Source organism: Streptomyces sp. col6 (genome assembly GCF_008042035.1).
Lineage (GTDB): Bacteria > Actinomycetota > Actinomycetes > Streptomycetales > Streptomycetaceae > Streptomyces.
Genome location: NZ_RDBL01000006.1, coordinates 769292 through 784311 on the forward strand (window position 1 = coordinate 769292; position 15020 = coordinate 784311).

Genomic DNA, 15020 nt, shown 5'->3' on the forward strand with positions numbered 1-15020 from the left:
CCCCCCGTTACGCCCACCTCCTCGCCCCCGTCGTCACCGCGCTGGTCTGTGCCGCGCTCGCGTGGGGCACCGGGACGCGGCCCGAGCTGGCGGTCTGGCTGGTGCTCGCACCGGTCGGCGTGCTCCTCGCGAGCATCGACCACCGCGTCCACCGGCTCCCCGACGCACTGACGCTGCCGGGCGCCGGGGCCGCCGCCGTGCTCCTGGGCCTGGCGGCACTCCTGCCGGAACACGCGGGATCCTGGCTCTCCGCCCTGCTCGGCGGACTCGCCCTGGGCGGCTTCTACTTCCTGCTGTTCCTGATCAACCCGAACGGCATGAGCTTCGGCGACGTCAAACTCGCCCTCTCCCTGGGCACGGTCCTCGGCTGGTACGGCTGGGCCGTCGTCTTCGCCGGGGGCTTCGCGGGCTTCCTCTTCGGGGCGGTGTACGGGGTGGGGCTCGTCGCCCTGCGGCGCGCCGGGCGGAACGCGAGCATCCCGTTCGGCCCGTTCATGCTCGCCGGAACGCTCCTGGGCCTGCTGTTCGGCGGGCTGGGCGCCTGAGCGGCCCCGTCGGCGTAATCCGTTCGCGCCCGGTGACCGGCCCCTGACAGCATGGGCCCATGCCTGCCGCACCCGACGCCACCGCACCCCTGCCCGGAGAGTCCGCCCGGTTCGACGCCCTGGTCGCCGAGGCCGACAGTGTCTCCGTCGACGGCTGGGACTTCTCCTGGCTCGACGGACGGGCCACCGAGCAGCGGCCCTCCTGGGGGTACGCACGGGCCATGGGGGAGCGGATGGGGCGGGCGCGGGCCGCGCTGGACATCCAGACGGGCGGGGGCGAGGTGCTGGCCTCCGTGCCGGAGCTGCCGCCGCTGGCCGTGGCCACCGAGTCCTGGCCGCCGAACATCGCCCGCGCCACCGCGCTGCTGCACCCGCGCGGTGCCGTCGTCGTCGCGGACGAGGACGAGCCGCCGCTGCCCTTCGCCGACGCGGCGTTCGACCTGGTGGTCAGCCGGCATCCGGTGACCACCTGGTGGGACGAGATCGCCCGGGTGCTGGCCCCCGGCGGCACGTACTTCTCCCAGCAGGTGGGCCCCGCCAGCGTCTTCGAGCTCGTCGAGTACTTCCTCGGGCCGCAGCCGCCCGAGGTGCGCGGCGGGCGTGACCCGGAACGGGCGCGGGCGGACGCGGAGGCGGCCGGGCTCGACGTCGTGGACCTCCGGTTCGAGCGGCTGCGCACCGAGTTCCTCGACATCGGCGCCGTCGTCTACTTCCTGCGCAAGGTGATCTGGATGGTGCCCGGCTTCACCGTCGAGCGGTACCGGGACCAACTCGCCGCGCTCCACCACCGGCTGGAGACCGAGGGTCCGTTCGTCGCCCACACCACCCGGTTCCTGATCGAGGCACGCAAACCCGCGTGAGACCGACGCCCCCACCGGGCCCGAAGGATGGCACTCTGTTCGCTGAGCGCTCGGGGAAGGAGCAGGCCATGGTGGACCGCGGCACCGACGGGGAGTCCACCGGCCCGCGCCGGGGCGGCGCCGAGTGGCTCAAGGGGGCCAGGATCGTCGCCGTCCTCGGTATCTTCTACCGCCCCGAGGGCCGCATGGGTGAGCCGGAGGCCGTCTCGTTCGTGCTGGACGACGGCCAGTCGGTCCGTTTCACCTGTACGTCCGACGGCACCCTGCACGTGGGGGCCGGCACCTGGCCGCGGCTGCCCGACTGGTGTGTGCCCGCCGCCCAGTGGGAGTTCGCCGCCCTGGCCGGTCTGCCGCAGCCGCCCGAGGGCGGGTGGACGGTCCTCAGCACCGACGAGCGCCGGGACGAGCGGGGCGAGGTCCACGGGGCCGTGATCCGCTGCGAGGGCGGCCGGTTCGTGATCGTCGGCGGGGACACCGTGGGCGTCCGTTTCACCCGGGGGCACCGGGGCGCCGCCGCCGCGACCTGACGGACCACCACGAACCAACTACCGCCGCCTGCAAACGGGTTCCTGTTCCATACTCGTGCCCATGACCTCTGCGAGACGTACGGCCCCGTTCCGCGCCGGTGCGGCCATGATCCTGCTGGGCGCGGCCCTCACGGGCTGCGGCACGGTACTGGTGTACGGCGACGGTTCCGGCTCCCCGTCCTCCGCCGCCTCCCCGCAGGGCGACGAGGCCCGCGGCGACGCCGTCCCGCGCTACGCGGAGAACCACGCCTTCCAGTCCACCGCCGACCTGTCCGGGGCCGACCGGGTCCGGGGCGAGGCGGAGGTGGAGAAGGTGAAGCGGGGACTGGCCGCGCTCGCGGAGGGACGCAAGTCCACCGAGGCCGGTGTCTTCAAGGTGCTGCACGGCCTGGGATACCCGGACGGGACGGTCACCACCGGCTCCTTCGGGCCGCACCGCACCTCGTTCACCGTGTCCCTCGGCGGCCTGTGCGTGGAGGGGTCGCTGGACGGTGTGGTCAATGGACTCGTCCAGGCCGAGGCGCATGGCCTCTACATGGAGGGAACGGGCTGCGTGAAGCCGCAGGGCGGCCATTGACGAACGGAATGTGGACATCCTGTGGACGTCTCGGGCGTGTTTCCGTTGCCGGTCCGGTGCTCCTGGGTATCTCCGCAGGTCACAGCCTTGTGGAGCCGTCGCAGCAGTGTCCGGAGCGGAGCCCTTCACTCTCGGAGAGTAATTATTTCGCGCCGCGGCACCCACCATCACTTACGAAGGGTTATGGTGGAAACCCCCCCTCGGGCCGGTCCGTAACCCCCCCCACGGACCGGCCCGTTTTTTGTGTCCGGGGTGTTCCCGCCGGGCTTCAGCCCCGGCCGGCCCAGATGTTGGTGCCCTCGGTGTCGACCGCGAAGGTGTCGATCTCCTTCAGCTCGGCCGCCGACAGAGGGGGAGCCGCCAGGGCCGCGACGTTCTCCTCCAACTGGCCCACGCTCGACGCGCCGATCAGCGCCGACGTCATCCGGCTGTCGCGCAGCACCCACGTCAGGGCGAGCTGGGCGAGCGACTGGCCCCGGCGGCTCGCGATGTCGTTCAGCCCGTTCAGCCGGCGCACCACCTCCTGCGACAGCAGGCCCGGGTCGAGCGACTTGCCCTGCGTGGCCCGCGACCCCTCCGGGATGCCCTTCAGGTACTTCCCGGTCAGCAACCCCTGAGCCAGCGGCACGAAGGAGATGCAGCCCATCCCGGCCGCCTCCAGGGTGTCCAGCAGGCCGTCCTCCTCGGTCCAGCGGTTGATCATCGAGTAGCTCGGCTGGTGGATCAGGGCCGGCACCCCCATCTCGCGCAGCAGCCGCGCCGCCTCCGCGGTCTGCGCGGCGTTGTACGAGGACACCCCGACGTACAGCGCCTTGCCCTGCCGCACGGCGGAGGCCAGCGCCCCCATCGTCTCCTCCAGCGGAGTGTCCGGGTCGAAGCGGTGCGAGTAGAAGATGTCGACGTAGTCGAGGCCCATCCGCTTCAGCGAGGCGTCCAGCGACGACAGCAGGTACTTGCGCGAGCCCCACTCCCCGTACGGGCCGGGGTGCATCTCGTACCCCGCCTTGGTCGAGATCAGCAGCTCGTCCCGGTACGGGGCGAAGTCCTGCCGGAAGAGCTTGCCGAAGTTCAGCTCGGCCGAGCCGGGCGGCGGCCCGTAGTTGTTGGCCAGGTCGAAATGGGTCACGCCGAGGTCGAAGGCGCGCCGCAGGATGGCCCGCTGGGAGCCGAGGGAGCGGTCGTCGCCGAAGTTGTGCCAGAGGCCGAGCGAGACGGCCGGGAGCTTGAGGCCGCTGCGTCCGCTGCGCCGGTACTCCATGGAGTCGTAGCGCGAACCGGCGGCCTGGTAGGGGGAGGAGGAATCAGTCACGATTCTCTCCCTATCACGTACTTGTGACAGGCCGGGTTGGGTGGGTGCGGGGCCCGCGCAGTAATGTGGCCTGACGGGACTGCCATGACACGGCGGGGCGATCCGCCCCCTTCCAGTGCGGCGATCCGATCCCCAGGGGACGACCCCGGCCCCCTGGTGAAGGGGCCGGCGGGCCCGCACGGAACCGAGAGGTGGACTCAGTGAACTTGCGCGACCTGGTGTACGGGCTCTACGCGCGCCGGGTGGAGGCCCGCCTCGACCACTCCCAGGTGCCCAAGCACATCGGCGTCATCCTCGACGGGAACCGTCGGTGGGCCAAGGCGTCCGGCGGCACCGCCGCCGAAGGGCACCAGGCCGGAGCCGACAAGATCAAGGAGCTCCTCGGCTGGTGCAGCGAGACCGACGTCGAGGTCGTCACGCTGTGGCTCCTGTCCACCGACAACTTCGACCGCCCCGAGTCCGAGCTGACGCCCCTGCTCGGCATCATCGAGAACACCGTGCGCGGCCTGGCCGCGGACGGCCGCTGGCGCGTCCACCACGTCGGCACGCTCGACCTCCTGCCCGCCCACACCCAGACGGTCCTCAAGGAGGCCGAGCAGGCCACGGTCGGCATCGACGGGATACTCGTCAACGTCGCCGTCGGCTACGGCGGCCGGCAGGAGATCGCCGACGCCGTGCGCTCCCTGCTCCTGGACCACTCCGCCAAGGGCACCTCCTTCGAGGACCTCGCCGAGATCGTCTCCACCGACCTGATCTCCGAGCACCTCTACACCCGCGGCCAGCCCGACCCCGACCTCGTCATCCGCACCAGCGGCGAGCAGCGGCTGTCCGGCTTCATGCTCTGGCAGAGCGCGCATTCGGAGTACTACTTCTGCGAGGTCTTCTGGCCGGCCTTCCGCCGCGTCGACTTCCTCCGGGCGCTGCGCGACTACGCCGCCCGCCACCGCCGCTACGGGGGCTGAGGCGGCCGGGTGCGCGTGATCGCGCACCCCTTCCCCCGGAAGTGGGCCGGTCGGCATGGCCGGCCGTGTAAGAGGGCATATCCCTGACAGGTCGGCGTCCGGTCACCAACCAGGCGGACGCCGTGTCCAAGTGAGCGGCGTCGAGTCCGCTCGCCCGGGAGGCCCTTTGCACACGAAGGACCGTACGTACAGTGCGGCTGACGCGGAGGGCCGGCGCTCGGCCCGCGCAAGGTGGCCGGAGCCCGGTCCGTCCTCTCCCATTGGGATGCTCCGCGACGCCGTCGCACCCCAACCTCTTCCGAGGGGGTACGTCCTTCCGTGGTGACCAGCACTAAGCGCCGCATGCCCGACAGGCGCACCTATGTTCTCGACACCAGCGTCCTGCTGGCCGATCCGAACGCCATGGCCCGCTTCGACGAGCACGAAGTCGTGCTCCCGGTCGTCGTGGTCACGGAACTGGAGGCCAAACGGCACCATCCGGAGCTCGGGTACTTCGCCCGCCAGGCCCTGCGTCTGCTGGACGACTTCCGGGTCCGCTACGGCCGGCTGGACGCGCCGATCCCCCTGGGGGACCTCGGCGGGACGCTCCGCGTCGAACTCAACCACTCCGATCCCGGCGTTCTGCCCGCCGGCTACCGGCTGGGGGACAACGACTCACGCATCCTCGCGGTCGCGCGCAACCTCCAGGCCGAGGGGTACGACGTCACGGTCGTCTCCAAGGACCTGCCGCTGCGCATCAAGGCGTCCTCGGTGGGCCTCCTCGCCGAGGAGTACCGCGCGGAGCTGGCGATCACCGACTCCGGCTGGACGGGCATGGCCGAACTGCCCCTCGCCGCCGACCAGGTCGACCTGCTCTTCGCGGAGGAGCGGCTGTACGTCCCCGAGGCGGCGGACCTGCCCGTGCACACCGGCCTGGTCCTCCAGTCCGAACGGGGCAAGGCGCTCGGCCGGGTGACGCCCGAGGGCCAGGTGCGGCTCGTCCGCGGCGACCGGGAGGCCTTCGGCATCCACGGCCGCAGCGCCGAACAGCGCATCGCCCTGGACCTCCTGCTCGACCAGGAGGTCGGCATCGTCTCGCTGGGCGGCCGGGCCGGCACCGGCAAGTCGGCGCTGGCGCTCTGCGCGGGCCTCGAAGCGGTGCTGGAGAGAGGACAGCACAAGAAGGTGATGGTCTTCCGCCCGCTGTACGCGGTGGGCGGGCAGGAGCTCGGCTATCTCCCCGGCAGCGAGGCCGAGAAGATGAGCCCCTGGGCCCAGGCCGTCTTCGACACCCTCTCGGCCGTCTCCGGGCGCGAGGTCATCGAGGAGGTGCTGGGGCGCGGCATGCTGGAGATCCTGCCGCTCACCCACATCCGGGGCCGTTCCCTGCACGACGCCTTCGTGATCGTCGACGAGGCCCAGTCGCTCGAACGGAACGTCCTGCTGACCGTGTTGTCCAGGATCGGCACGAATTCCCGTGTCGTGCTCACCCATGACGTCGCCCAGCGGGACAACCTCAGGGTCGGCCGGTACGACGGAGTGGTCGCCGTCGTCGAGAAACTGAAGGGGCATCCGCTCTTCGCGCACGTCACACTGACCCGCTCCGAGCGTTCCCGCATCGCCGCCCTGGTGACCGAAATGCTGGAGGAAGGCCAGATCTGACACGGATTGGGAGACCGATGCCGCCCGGCGGGCCAAGCAGCCTAGCCGGGCGGCAGCGTGTTGCGGTGCCTTTTCCGTCATTCGGGTGCTCCAAACGAGGTGTGAGCTTTCACACGCAACGGAGAATTGCTTCCCGTGGTGCCGTTCCGGCAGAGTCTTGCTTCCGTCAGGCCCCGCATACGGCACACCGGCACCTCCAGAGGCGCCACGCACCACACAACTCAACAACCGCCGTCCGTATGCCGCCCGCGAGCACCACGCGGCGCTCCCTCCGGGGAGTCGCCCACCGGGCCCGTGCCTCCCGTGACCCAAGCAGTGGGGAGGCCAGTGTCAAGGGCACGATTGCGCTCGCGAGGTCACCTAAGCGGGCGATGCTGGAAGGACACCATGTGAGCCGGATCTCGGTCCGGGGGTTCGCCGTGGCATCTGCCACCGCGGTCACCACCGTTGGCGCCGTCGTAGGCGTTGCATCGGGCAGCACTCCCGCTGCCGACGACAACAACTTCGAGGCGACCGCAGCCGACACCACGCTGCTCGCAGACATCCCCGCGGGCCAGCAGGCCCAGGTGCAGACCGCTTCGCTGACGCAGCAGGCCGACGCCCAGGCGTCCGCCGCCGACGCCGCCGCGAAGAAGTCCGCGGAGGAGACGGCCCGCGTACAGGCCGCCAAGGACGCCAAGTCCAAGAAGCAGGCCGCCGAGGACAAGCTGGAGCGCGAGCGCCAGGCGAAGAAGGACAAGGAAGCCCAGGAGCGCGCCAGCCGCTCCCAGGTCCGGTCCACCGCCACGTTCGCCGCCCAGGGCTCGTACACGGTGGCCGAGGTCCAGGCCATCGCGCGCCAGATCGTGCCGGCCGACCAGTTCCAGTGCTTCAGCAACATCGTGAACGTCGAGTCGAGCTGGAACTACAAGGCGAGCAACCCCTCTTCGGGTGCCTACGGTCTTGTCCAGGCCCTGCCCGGCTCGAAGATGGCCTCGGCCGGCGCCGACTGGATGACCAACCCGGCCACCCAGATCAAGTGGGGCCTCAGCTACATGAACAGCTCGCGCTACGGCAGCCCGTGCGCGGCCTGGTCCTTCTGGCAGGCCAACCACTGGTACTAGAACCCACAGAGGTTCAGAGCTCAACCTCGTGAAGCCCCCCGCCGTCCTACGGTGAGGGGCTTCACGCGTGTACGGTCGTGCGGAACCGCTCCCGGGGGGCGGTGGGGAGAGCGGACGGGGGTAGAGGAACCGTTATGTCGAAACTGCCGGGGTGGCTCGGACAACTGGGTGCTGAACTGAGCAGGCTGAGTGAGCGCCTTGACGAACGGCGGGCGGAGTCGGAGGCCGACGACCCCCTGCCCGGGGACCCGCCCGGTCCGCAGCCGGCGGCCGCCGGGAAGGACGAGGCGGCCCTCGTCGACCAGGTGCCCGCCCCGCCCACGTACGCGCCCTCCGTGGCCGCGCGGCCCGATCCGGTCGCGGCGATCCCGTGGGGGATGCGGGTCGCGGCCGAGGCGGGCTGGCGGCTGCTGGTGCTCGCGGGGACCCTGTGGGTGCTGATGCGGGTCATCAGCGCGGTGCAACTGGTGGTGCTGGCCTTCGTGGCCGCACTGCTCGTCACCGCGCTGCTCCAGCCGACCGTCGCCCGCCTGCGGCGCCACGGACTGCCGAGGGGACTGGCCACGGCCGTCACCGCGGTCTCCGGCTTCGTCATCATGGGCCTGGTCGGCTGGTTCGTGGTGTGGCAGGTCATGGACAACATCGACACCCTCTCCGACAAGGTGACGAAGGGGATCGACGACCTCAAGAACTGGCTCCTGGACAGCCCGTTCCATGTGACCGACAAGCAGATCAACGACATCGCGAAGAACCTCAGCGACACCGTCGGCACCAACACCGAGGCGATCACCTCCGCCGGGCTCCAGGGCGTCACCGTGGTCGTGGAGTTCATGACCGGCGCGCTGCTGGCGATGTTCTCGACGCTCTTCCTGCTCTACGACGGCGCGCGCATCTGGCAGTGGGTGCTCAAGCTGGTGCCCGCGCAGGCGAGGCCCGGAGTCGCCGGAGCCGGTCCGCGCGCCTGGCGGACGCTGACCGCCTATGTGCGCGGCACGGTCATCGTCGCCCTGATCGACGCGATCTTCATCGGGCTGGGGATCTACTTCCTCAATGTGCCGATGGCGGTGCCGCTGGCCGTCTTCATCTTCCTGTTCGCCTTCATCCCGCTCGTCGGCGCGGTGGTCTCCGGGGCGCTGGCGGTGGTGGTCGCCCTGGTCACCGAGGGCGTGTTCACGGCGCTGATGGTGCTGGCCGTGGTCCTCGCGGTGCAGCAGATCGAGGGCCACGTCCTGCAGCCGTTCATCCTGGGCCGCGCGGTGCGGGTGCACCCGCTGGCCGTGGTGCTCTCGGTCGCCGCGGGCGGCATGATCGCCGGGATCGGCGGCGCGGTCGTGGCGGTGCCGCTGGTCGCCGTGACCAATACGGTGGTCGGCTATCTGCGCTCGTACGGCCAGGAGGAGTCGCGCCGGCACTCGCCGCCGCCCCACGGGTCGACCTCGCTGGACGCGGCGGCGACCCGGGCGCCCGGCGCGCCGCCCGAGAAGAGCGACGCGGAACCGGCGCCGGACGCCTCGTAGCCCGTACGCACGGAAGAAGGGCCCCTCGGACGGTCGGTCGTCCTCGGGGCCCTTCTCGTACTCAGGGTACGGCGCCTACTCGGCGAGTACCGCCTCGGCGTCGAGGGTCACACCCACCGCCTGGATCACCGAGGCGATCTTGACGGCTTCCTGGATGGTCTCGCGGTCCACGCCGGCCTTGCGCAGCACCTGCTCGTGCGAGTCGAGGCACTGACCGCAGCCGTTGATCGCGGAGACGGCCAGCGACCACAGCTCGAAGTCGACCTTCTCCACGCCCGGCTTGCCGATGACGTTCATCCGCAGGCCCGCGCGCAGGTTCCCGTACTCGGGGTCCGAGAGCAGGTGGCGGGTCCGGTAGAAGACGTTGTTCATCGCCATGATGGCGGCGGCCGACTTCGCGGCGGTGTACGCCTCCGCGGAGAGGTTGGCCTTCGCCTCCGGCTCCAGCTCGCGCAGCACCTTCGGCGAGCGCGAGGCGATCGCGCAGGCCAGGACGGTGCCCCAGAGCTGCTGCTGCGGGAGTTCGCTGTTGCCGATGACCGAGCCGAGGTTCAGCTTCAGGTCCTTGGCGAAGTCCGGTATGGCGGACTTCAGTTCGTCGAGTGCCATGGTGGTATCAGCTCACTCGCCCGAGAGGAGCGCGACCGGGTCCAGGGTGTTCTCGCCCTTGGTCCAGTTGCACGGGCACAGCTCGTCGGTCTGCAGGGCGTCGAGGACCCGCAGGACCTCCTTGGGGTTACGGCCCACGGAACCGGCGGTCACCATCGTGAACTGGATCTCGTTGTTCTGGTCGACGATGAAGACGGCGCGCTGCGCGAAGCCGTCCTCGCCCTCGATGCCGAGGTCACGCATGAGCTCGTGCTTCGAGTCGGCCAGCATCGGGAAGGGCAGGTCGGTCAGGTCCGGGTGGTCCTTGCGCCAGGCGTGGTGCACGAACTCGGAGTCGCCGGAGAAGCCGAGGATCTGCGCGTCACGGTCGGCGAACTCGTCGTTCAGCTTGCCGAAGGCGGCGATCTCGGTGGGGCACACGAAGGTGAAGTCCTTCGGCCACGCGAAGACGATCTTCCACTGACCCTCGTAGGTCTTGTGGTTGATCTGCTCGAACTCCTTGCCGCTCTCCAGCGACACGCAAGCGGTCAGGTCGAACTCGGGGAACTTGTCACCGACAGTGAGCACGCGCTCTCCTTGCAGCGTAGGTTCTCCCCTTTTGAGGGAGTTCCTGGGGGTTGGACGATCACCACCATGGCACAGAGTGCATTGATCGCGGAAATAGCTACACTCGGTCGTGATGATCGGAGGTGCCTATCAGTGGCGCAGAGCAATCCGGGCAACCGGCTCAAACAGCCCAGTCTTTCGCAGCTGCGTGCCTTCGCTGCCGTCGCCGAATATCTGCACTTCCGGGACGCCGCGGCCGCAATCGGGATGAGTCAGCCCGCGCTCTCCGGGGCCGTGTCCGCGCTGGAGGAGGCACTGGGTGTCCAGCTCATCGAACGTACGACGCGCAAGGTGCTGCTCTCGCCCGCCGGTGAACGGCTCGCGGTGCGGGCGCGCGTCGTGCTCGAAGCCGTCGGTGAGCTGATGGAGGAGGCCGAGGCGGTCCGCGCGCCGTTCACCGGAGTGCTCCGGCTCGGCGTGATCCCGACCGTCGCCCCGTATCTGCTGCCGACCGTGCTGCGGCTGGTCCACGAGCGCTACCCGGAACTCGACCTCCAGGTGCACGAGGAGCAGACCTCCTCGCTGATCGAGGGGCTGGCCGCAGGACGGCTCGACCTGCTGCTGCTCGCGGTGCCGCTCGGCGTCCCCGGGATCAGCGAACTCCCGCTCTTCGACGAGGACTTCGTCCTGGTGATGGAGCGGAGCCATGGGCTCGGCGGGCGGGCCGACATCCCCCGCGACGCGCTGCGAGAGCTGCCGCTGCTGCTGCTCGACGAGGGGCACTGCCTGCGGGACCAGGCGCTCGACATCTGCCGCGAGGCCGGGCGGACGGAGGGCGCCCCGGTCACCACGACCGCGGCCGGTCTTTCCACGCTGGTGCAGCTGGTGGCCGGCGGGCTCGGTGTGACGCTGCTGCCGCGCACCGCGGTCACCGTCGAGACCGCCCGCAACGAGGCGCTGACCACGGGGTACTTCGCGGACCCGGCCCCGACCCGGCGGGTGGCGCTGGCCATGCGGACCGGGGCCGCGCGCCAGGAGGAGTTCGAGGAGTTCGCGGCGGCGCTGCGCGAGGCGATGCGGGGGCTGCCGGTGCGCGTGACTGCGGGCGGCCGGGCCTGATCCGTACGCGGAAGTACGGAACCGGCCCGGCCGTCCGCCGGTGGGATCGCCCCTGGGGTGCTACTCGGTGCGCAGGCCGTCCGGGCGCATCATGCGCCACAGCGGCGGCAGGGACAGCAGGGTGACCAGCAGGATGAGCGCCCCGCCCGCTCCCGCCAGGGGCAGGAACAGCAGCCAGTCGGACACCTGCTTGTCGACCATCCAGCACAGCGCCGCGCCCAGCGTGAGGCCGCCGGCCACCGCCACCGCGAGCCCGATGACCACGGGGACGGCCGTCTGCCACAGCACCGACCAGCCGAGCGTGCTCCGCCGGGTGCCGAAGGCGACCAGCACCGACAGGAGCCGCTTGCGTTCGCGGAGCTGTTCCAGCTGGGAGACCAGCATGGAGGCGGCGATCAGCAGCAGCGTGACGGTCGCGCCGACCTGGAGGCCGGTCTGGATGCTGGCGTACTGGCGGTCGCGCTCGACGGACGTCATGGTGACCAGGCGCATGCCGGGGTCGATGCGGGCCGCCGTGTTGCGCACGTACTCGGCGGCGTCCGGCACGCTGTCGTCGATGCGGATCTGGGAGACGGTGCTGGCGCCCGGCAGGGTGGTCGCGTCGATCGCTCCGGGCGTGACCATGATGCCCCAGCGGTCCTCGCCGACCGGGTCCTTGCGGCCGACGACGGTCCGCGCGTCGGCCGGCAGCGTCCAGCGCAGCTTCCTGCCGGTGCCGGACTCGAACTCGATCTCCTTGCCCTTGCGGGCGGTCTTGTCCATCCAGCCGGACATCTCCTTGTCGTTCCTGGGGTGCACGACGAAGGTGTCGCCGTCCTCGCAGGAGTCGATGCGGGCGACCTCGCGCAGGGTGGCGCAGTCGCCGATGCTGAAGGAGGTGGTGGGCTGGATGTCGTCCTCGGAGTACTTCCCGGGCTTGCTGGCGTACGCCTCGATCATGCCGATGACCTGGGTGACGCCCTTGGTGGCGCGGAACTCCTTGATGGTCTCGACGGCGGCGTTGCCGCTGACCTGTTCCGACGAGGCGTAGAACTGGGCGCGGCTGGTGTCCTGCCCGGTGGCCTTGTTGAAGTCGGCGTTCATCGCGGCGAACAGCATCTGCACGGCCACCGCACCGGCCACCGCCACCGTCACGCCGCTCACCGCGCGGGAGGCGGTCCCGCTGCTCAGCTGGAGCCTGCGGGTGGCGAGCTGCCAGGGCACCGGGCCGCCGCGCAGCCGGTTCACACAGGCCTCGACCAGCCACGGCAGCAGCAGGGCGAGCCCGACGAGCACCAGGACCGCGCCGGAGGCGATGGCGTACGGGTTGACGACCTCGTACTCGCCGGCCTTGCCGGTGAGCCCGAAGACGCCGAGCCCCGCGAGCGGGAACAGCAGCCGCCACCACAGACGGCGCTTGCGGGCCCGGCTGTTGCGTACGACGCCGAGCGGTTCGATGACCACCGAGCGCATCGCGGTCAGCGTGACGAGCACCGCGGTCAGCGGCACGGCGACCGCGACGAGCAGGCAGAGCCGCAGGTCGGGGGCGAGGTCGGCGGGGAACGCGCTGACGTCCCACACCTCGATGTACCCCACGAAGCGGCGGCCCACCAGGAAGAAGACGAGGCCGATCAGCAGACCGAGCACCGAGCCGAACAGGGCCTCGCCCGCCGCGATCCTGCGGGTCGACCGGATGTCCGTACCGACCAGGCGCAACGCGGCCAGCCGGCGGTCGCGGCGCTCGCCGCCGAAGCGCACGGCGGTGGCGATGAAGATGGCGACGGGCGCGAGCAGCACCACGCAGACCATGATCACCAGCACGATGAGCAGCGGGGCGAGCGGCGGGGTCGGTCCGGGGTCGCCGTAGCCGATGAGCCGGTGGCCGCCCGCGGCCGTGGTCAGGGTGTCACTGCCGGCGTAGAACCAGAGTTCGCCCGGTGAGCGCAGCCCCTCGTCCCCGATCGTGCCGGTCACCTTGTACGGGAAACGCTCCTTGAGCAGGGCGTTGGCCGGGTCGTCCAGCAGGTCCTTCAGAGCGGGGGAGACCACCATCTCGCCGGCCGCCGGCAGGGCGTCGATGCCCGGCGGGAGGATCGGGCGGCTGCCCTCGGCGCGCATCAGATAGCCGGTGATCGTGCGGTCGTGGTACTCGGTGTCCGCCGCGATCCGCAGGACCGAGGTGTCGGACTTCTTCGCCTGCGCGTCGGGGTTCTCGGAGATCTGGGTCTCGCTGCGCGCGTCGGTCCGCTCGGCACGCGCGTCGAGCGCGTGCGGCACGGAGGCGGCGAGGAACAGCAGCGTCACGCCGAGGCCGACGCCGACCGCGGTGAGCAGGGTGCGGGTCCAGCCCTCGCGGCCGCCGCCGGCGGCGAACCGGATGCCGAGGGCGAGGTCGCGCAGCCAGGGCGCGGTACGGGAGGTGCGGGCCGGCGGCGGCGCGGGCAGGGGGGCCGGGGTCCGCTTCTCGTCGAGCAGCGTCATGCGGCGTGCTCCAGGTCGCGGGCGCGGCCGTCGCGCACGGTGACGTCACGGTCGGAGTAGGCGGCGACGCGGGCCTCGTGGGTCACCAGGACCACGGCCACGTTGGCGGAGCGGGCGGCCTCGGTGAGCAGCTGCATGACCCGCTCGCCGTTGAGGGAGTCCAGCGCGCCGGTCGGCTCGTCCGCGAAGATCACCTTCGGGGAGCCGGCGAGCGCGCGGGCCACGGCGACGCGCTGGCCCTGGCCGCCGGAGACCTCGCCGGGGCGCTTGGCGCCGATGTCCTCGACCTCCAGGCGCTCCATCCAGGCGAGGGCGGTGCGCTCGGCGTCCTTGCGGCGGGTGCCGTTCAGCCGGAGCGGAAGGGCCACGTTCTCCACGCAGGTGAGTTCCGGGACGAGCTGGCCGAACTGGAAGACGAAGCCGAAGTCGCTGCGGCGCAGGGCGCTGCGGTCGGCGTCGGACATGGCGGACAGCTCGCGGCCGTCGTAGGTGATGGTGCCGGAGTCCGGGGTGATGATCCCGGCGAGGCAGTGCAGCAGCGTGGACTTGCCGGAGCCGGACGGGCCCATGACGGCGACGACCTCGCCGGGGTGGACGGAGAACGAGGCGCCGTCGAGGGCGGGGGTCGCCCCGTAGGTCTTGCGCAGGTCGTGCGCGGCGAGCAGGGAGCCGGCGGGGGTCACGCGGTCACCACTTTCTGGAGCTGGCCGAGTCGGGCGGCGGTCAGTTCCAGCCAGCGCAGATCGGCTTCGAGATGGAACAGGGCGTGGTCGCAGATCAGCTGGTCCGCGAGGTCGCCGCGCCGCTTGCGGTCGGTGAGGATGCGCATCAGGCGCAGGTGTTCGGAGCGCTGGGCGTCGAGCACGTCCCCGGCCTCGCGGCCGGTGAGCATGGCGAGGACGACCTTGGTGTACAGGGTCGACTGGAGGTACGGCTCGGGCTTCTCGGGCTGCGCGAGCCAGGTGGCGACATCGGTGATGCCGGCATCGGTGATCGCGTAGCGCTTGCGCTCGGGGCCACCCCCGTGCTCCACGCCGTCGACCTCGACGAGGCCGTTCTTCAGGAGCCGGGACATCGTCGAGTAGACCTGCCCGTAGTGCAGGGGGCGGTCGTGCCCGAACTTCTCGTCGAACGTCCGCTTGAGGTCGTAACCGTGGCGTGGGCCGGACTCCAGGAGCCCGAGCAGGGTGTGGCCGATAGACATGACCGGCACTCTACATGGTGTGTATACCTGCCGTGTATACG

At 71.0% G+C, this 15020-nt stretch carries 15 protein-coding genes; 9 read left to right on the forward strand and 6 right to left on the reverse strand.

Features of this window, described 5'->3' with window-relative positions; all coding sequences use genetic code 11:
• The 4 genes from EAO73_RS07620 to EAO73_RS07635 form a co-directional block, all read left to right on the forward strand.
• Nucleotides 1-545 (forward strand): prepilin peptidase (locus tag EAO73_RS07620; RefSeq protein WP_147971444.1); only part of this gene is annotated, 545 nt, incomplete at its 5' end.
• Between the two features lie 59 nt (nt 546-604).
• Nucleotides 605-1405: a class I SAM-dependent methyltransferase gene (locus EAO73_RS07625; RefSeq protein WP_147970646.1), complete on the forward strand. Its 801-nt coding sequence runs from the start codon at nt 605-607 to the stop codon at nt 1403-1405.
• A 68-nt stretch (nt 1406-1473) separates the two neighbouring features.
• A complete protein-coding gene (locus EAO73_RS07630) occupies nt 1474-1932 on the forward strand; it encodes a hypothetical protein (protein ID WP_412074567.1) in 459 nt (152 codons plus the stop codon).
• Nucleotides 1933-1993: 61 nt separating this feature from the next.
• Complete coding sequence (locus EAO73_RS07635; RefSeq protein ID WP_224756201.1) at nt 1994-2509, forward strand: hypothetical protein; 516 nt, start codon at nt 1994-1996, stop codon at nt 2507-2509.
• A gap of 268 nt (nt 2510-2777) precedes the next feature.
• Here EAO73_RS07635 and mgrA read toward each other — a convergent pair whose 3' ends face one another.
• The gene (gene mgrA, locus EAO73_RS07640; protein WP_147970647.1) at nt 2778-3818 is read right to left on the reverse strand and encodes an L-glyceraldehyde 3-phosphate reductase; all 1041 of its coding nucleotides are present in this window, start codon (nt 3816-3818) and stop codon (nt 2778-2780) included.
• A 200-nt stretch (nt 3819-4018) separates the two neighbouring features.
• On the opposite strand from mgrA, the gene EAO73_RS07645 reads away from it, so the two are divergent.
• The 4 genes from EAO73_RS07645 (at nt 4019) to EAO73_RS07660 (ending at nt 9041) form a co-directional block, all read left to right on the forward strand.
• The gene (locus EAO73_RS07645; protein WP_147970648.1) at nt 4019-4780 is read left to right on the forward strand and encodes an isoprenyl transferase; all 762 of its coding nucleotides are present in this window, start codon (nt 4019-4021) and stop codon (nt 4778-4780) included.
• Nucleotides 4781-5098: 318 nt separating this feature from the next.
• Entirely contained in the window at nt 5099-6421 is a 1323-nt protein-coding gene (locus EAO73_RS07650; protein ID WP_147970649.1) for a PhoH family protein, read from the forward strand.
• Nucleotides 6422-6810: 389 nt separating this feature from the next.
• The gene (locus EAO73_RS07655; protein WP_147970650.1) at nt 6811-7524 is read left to right on the forward strand and encodes a transglycosylase SLT domain-containing protein; all 714 of its coding nucleotides are present in this window, start codon (nt 6811-6813) and stop codon (nt 7522-7524) included.
• Between the two features lie 134 nt (nt 7525-7658).
• Complete coding sequence (locus tag EAO73_RS07660; RefSeq protein WP_147970651.1) at nt 7659-9041, forward strand: AI-2E family transporter; 1383 nt, start codon at nt 7659-7661, stop codon at nt 9039-9041.
• Nucleotides 9042-9116: 75 nt separating this feature from the next.
• Here the strand turns inward: EAO73_RS07660 and EAO73_RS07665 are convergent, their stop codons facing one another.
• Nucleotides 9117-9650, reverse strand: coding sequence for an alkyl hydroperoxide reductase (locus EAO73_RS07665; RefSeq protein ID WP_093706689.1), 534 nt, complete (start codon nt 9648-9650; stop codon nt 9117-9119).
• Between the two features lie 12 nt (nt 9651-9662).
• Nucleotides 9663-10217, reverse strand: a complete 555-nt coding sequence (locus tag EAO73_RS07670) for a peroxiredoxin (protein ID WP_018100933.1) — start codon at nt 10215-10217, stop codon at nt 9663-9665.
• 132 nt (nt 10218-10349) lie between these two features.
• Between EAO73_RS07670 and EAO73_RS07675 the strand changes: the two genes are divergently transcribed.
• Nucleotides 10350-11315, forward strand: coding sequence for a hydrogen peroxide-inducible genes activator (locus tag EAO73_RS07675; protein WP_147970652.1), 966 nt, complete (start codon nt 10350-10352; stop codon nt 11313-11315).
• A 60-nt stretch (nt 11316-11375) separates the two neighbouring features.
• Here the strand turns inward: EAO73_RS07675 and EAO73_RS07680 are convergent, their stop codons facing one another.
• Genes EAO73_RS07680 through EAO73_RS07690 form a run of 3 tightly spaced genes read right to left on the reverse strand, consistent with a single transcriptional unit; the run spans nt 11376 to nt 14979 of the window.
• On the reverse strand, nt 11376-13775 hold the full coding sequence (locus EAO73_RS07680; RefSeq protein ID WP_147970653.1) for an FtsX-like permease family protein: 2400 nt from the start codon (nt 13773-13775) through the stop codon (nt 11376-11378).
• A complete protein-coding gene (locus EAO73_RS07685; protein WP_147970654.1) occupies nt 13772-14458 on the reverse strand; it encodes an ABC transporter ATP-binding protein in 687 nt (228 codons plus the stop codon). The genes EAO73_RS07680 and EAO73_RS07685 overlap by 4 nt, the downstream gene beginning before the upstream one ends.
• Nucleotides 14455-14979: a PadR family transcriptional regulator gene (locus EAO73_RS07690; RefSeq protein WP_147970655.1), complete on the reverse strand. Its 525-nt coding sequence runs from the start codon at nt 14977-14979 to the stop codon at nt 14455-14457. The genes EAO73_RS07685 and EAO73_RS07690 overlap by 4 nt, the downstream gene beginning before the upstream one ends.
• Nucleotides 14980-15020: the final 41 nt, after the last annotated feature.

Excerpts from the sequence above, each read along its gene's own strand:
- EAO73_RS07625 (WP_147970646.1), top strand. The coding sequence starts at position 605 with ATGCCTGCCGCACCCGACGCCACCGCACCCCTGCCCGGAGAGTCCGCC.
- EAO73_RS07635 (WP_224756201.1), top strand. The coding sequence starts at position 1,994 with ATGACCTCTGCGAGACGTACGGCCCCGTTCCGCGCCGGTGCGGCCATG.
- EAO73_RS07680 (WP_147970653.1), bottom strand. The coding sequence starts at position 13,775 with ATGACGCTGCTCGACGAGAAGCGGACCCCGGCCCCCCTGCCCGCGCCG.
- EAO73_RS07665 (WP_093706689.1), bottom strand. The coding sequence starts at position 9,650 with ATGGCACTCGACGAACTGAAGTCCGCCATACCGGACTTCGCCAAGGAC.
- EAO73_RS07630 (WP_412074567.1), top strand. The coding sequence starts at position 1,474 with ATGGTGGACCGCGGCACCGACGGGGAGTCCACCGGCCCGCGCCGGGGC.
- EAO73_RS07660 (WP_147970651.1), top strand. The coding sequence starts at position 7,659 with ATGTCGAAACTGCCGGGGTGGCTCGGACAACTGGGTGCTGAACTGAGC.
- EAO73_RS07690 (WP_147970655.1), bottom strand. The coding sequence starts at position 14,979 with ATGTCTATCGGCCACACCCTGCTCGGGCTCCTGGAGTCCGGCCCACGC.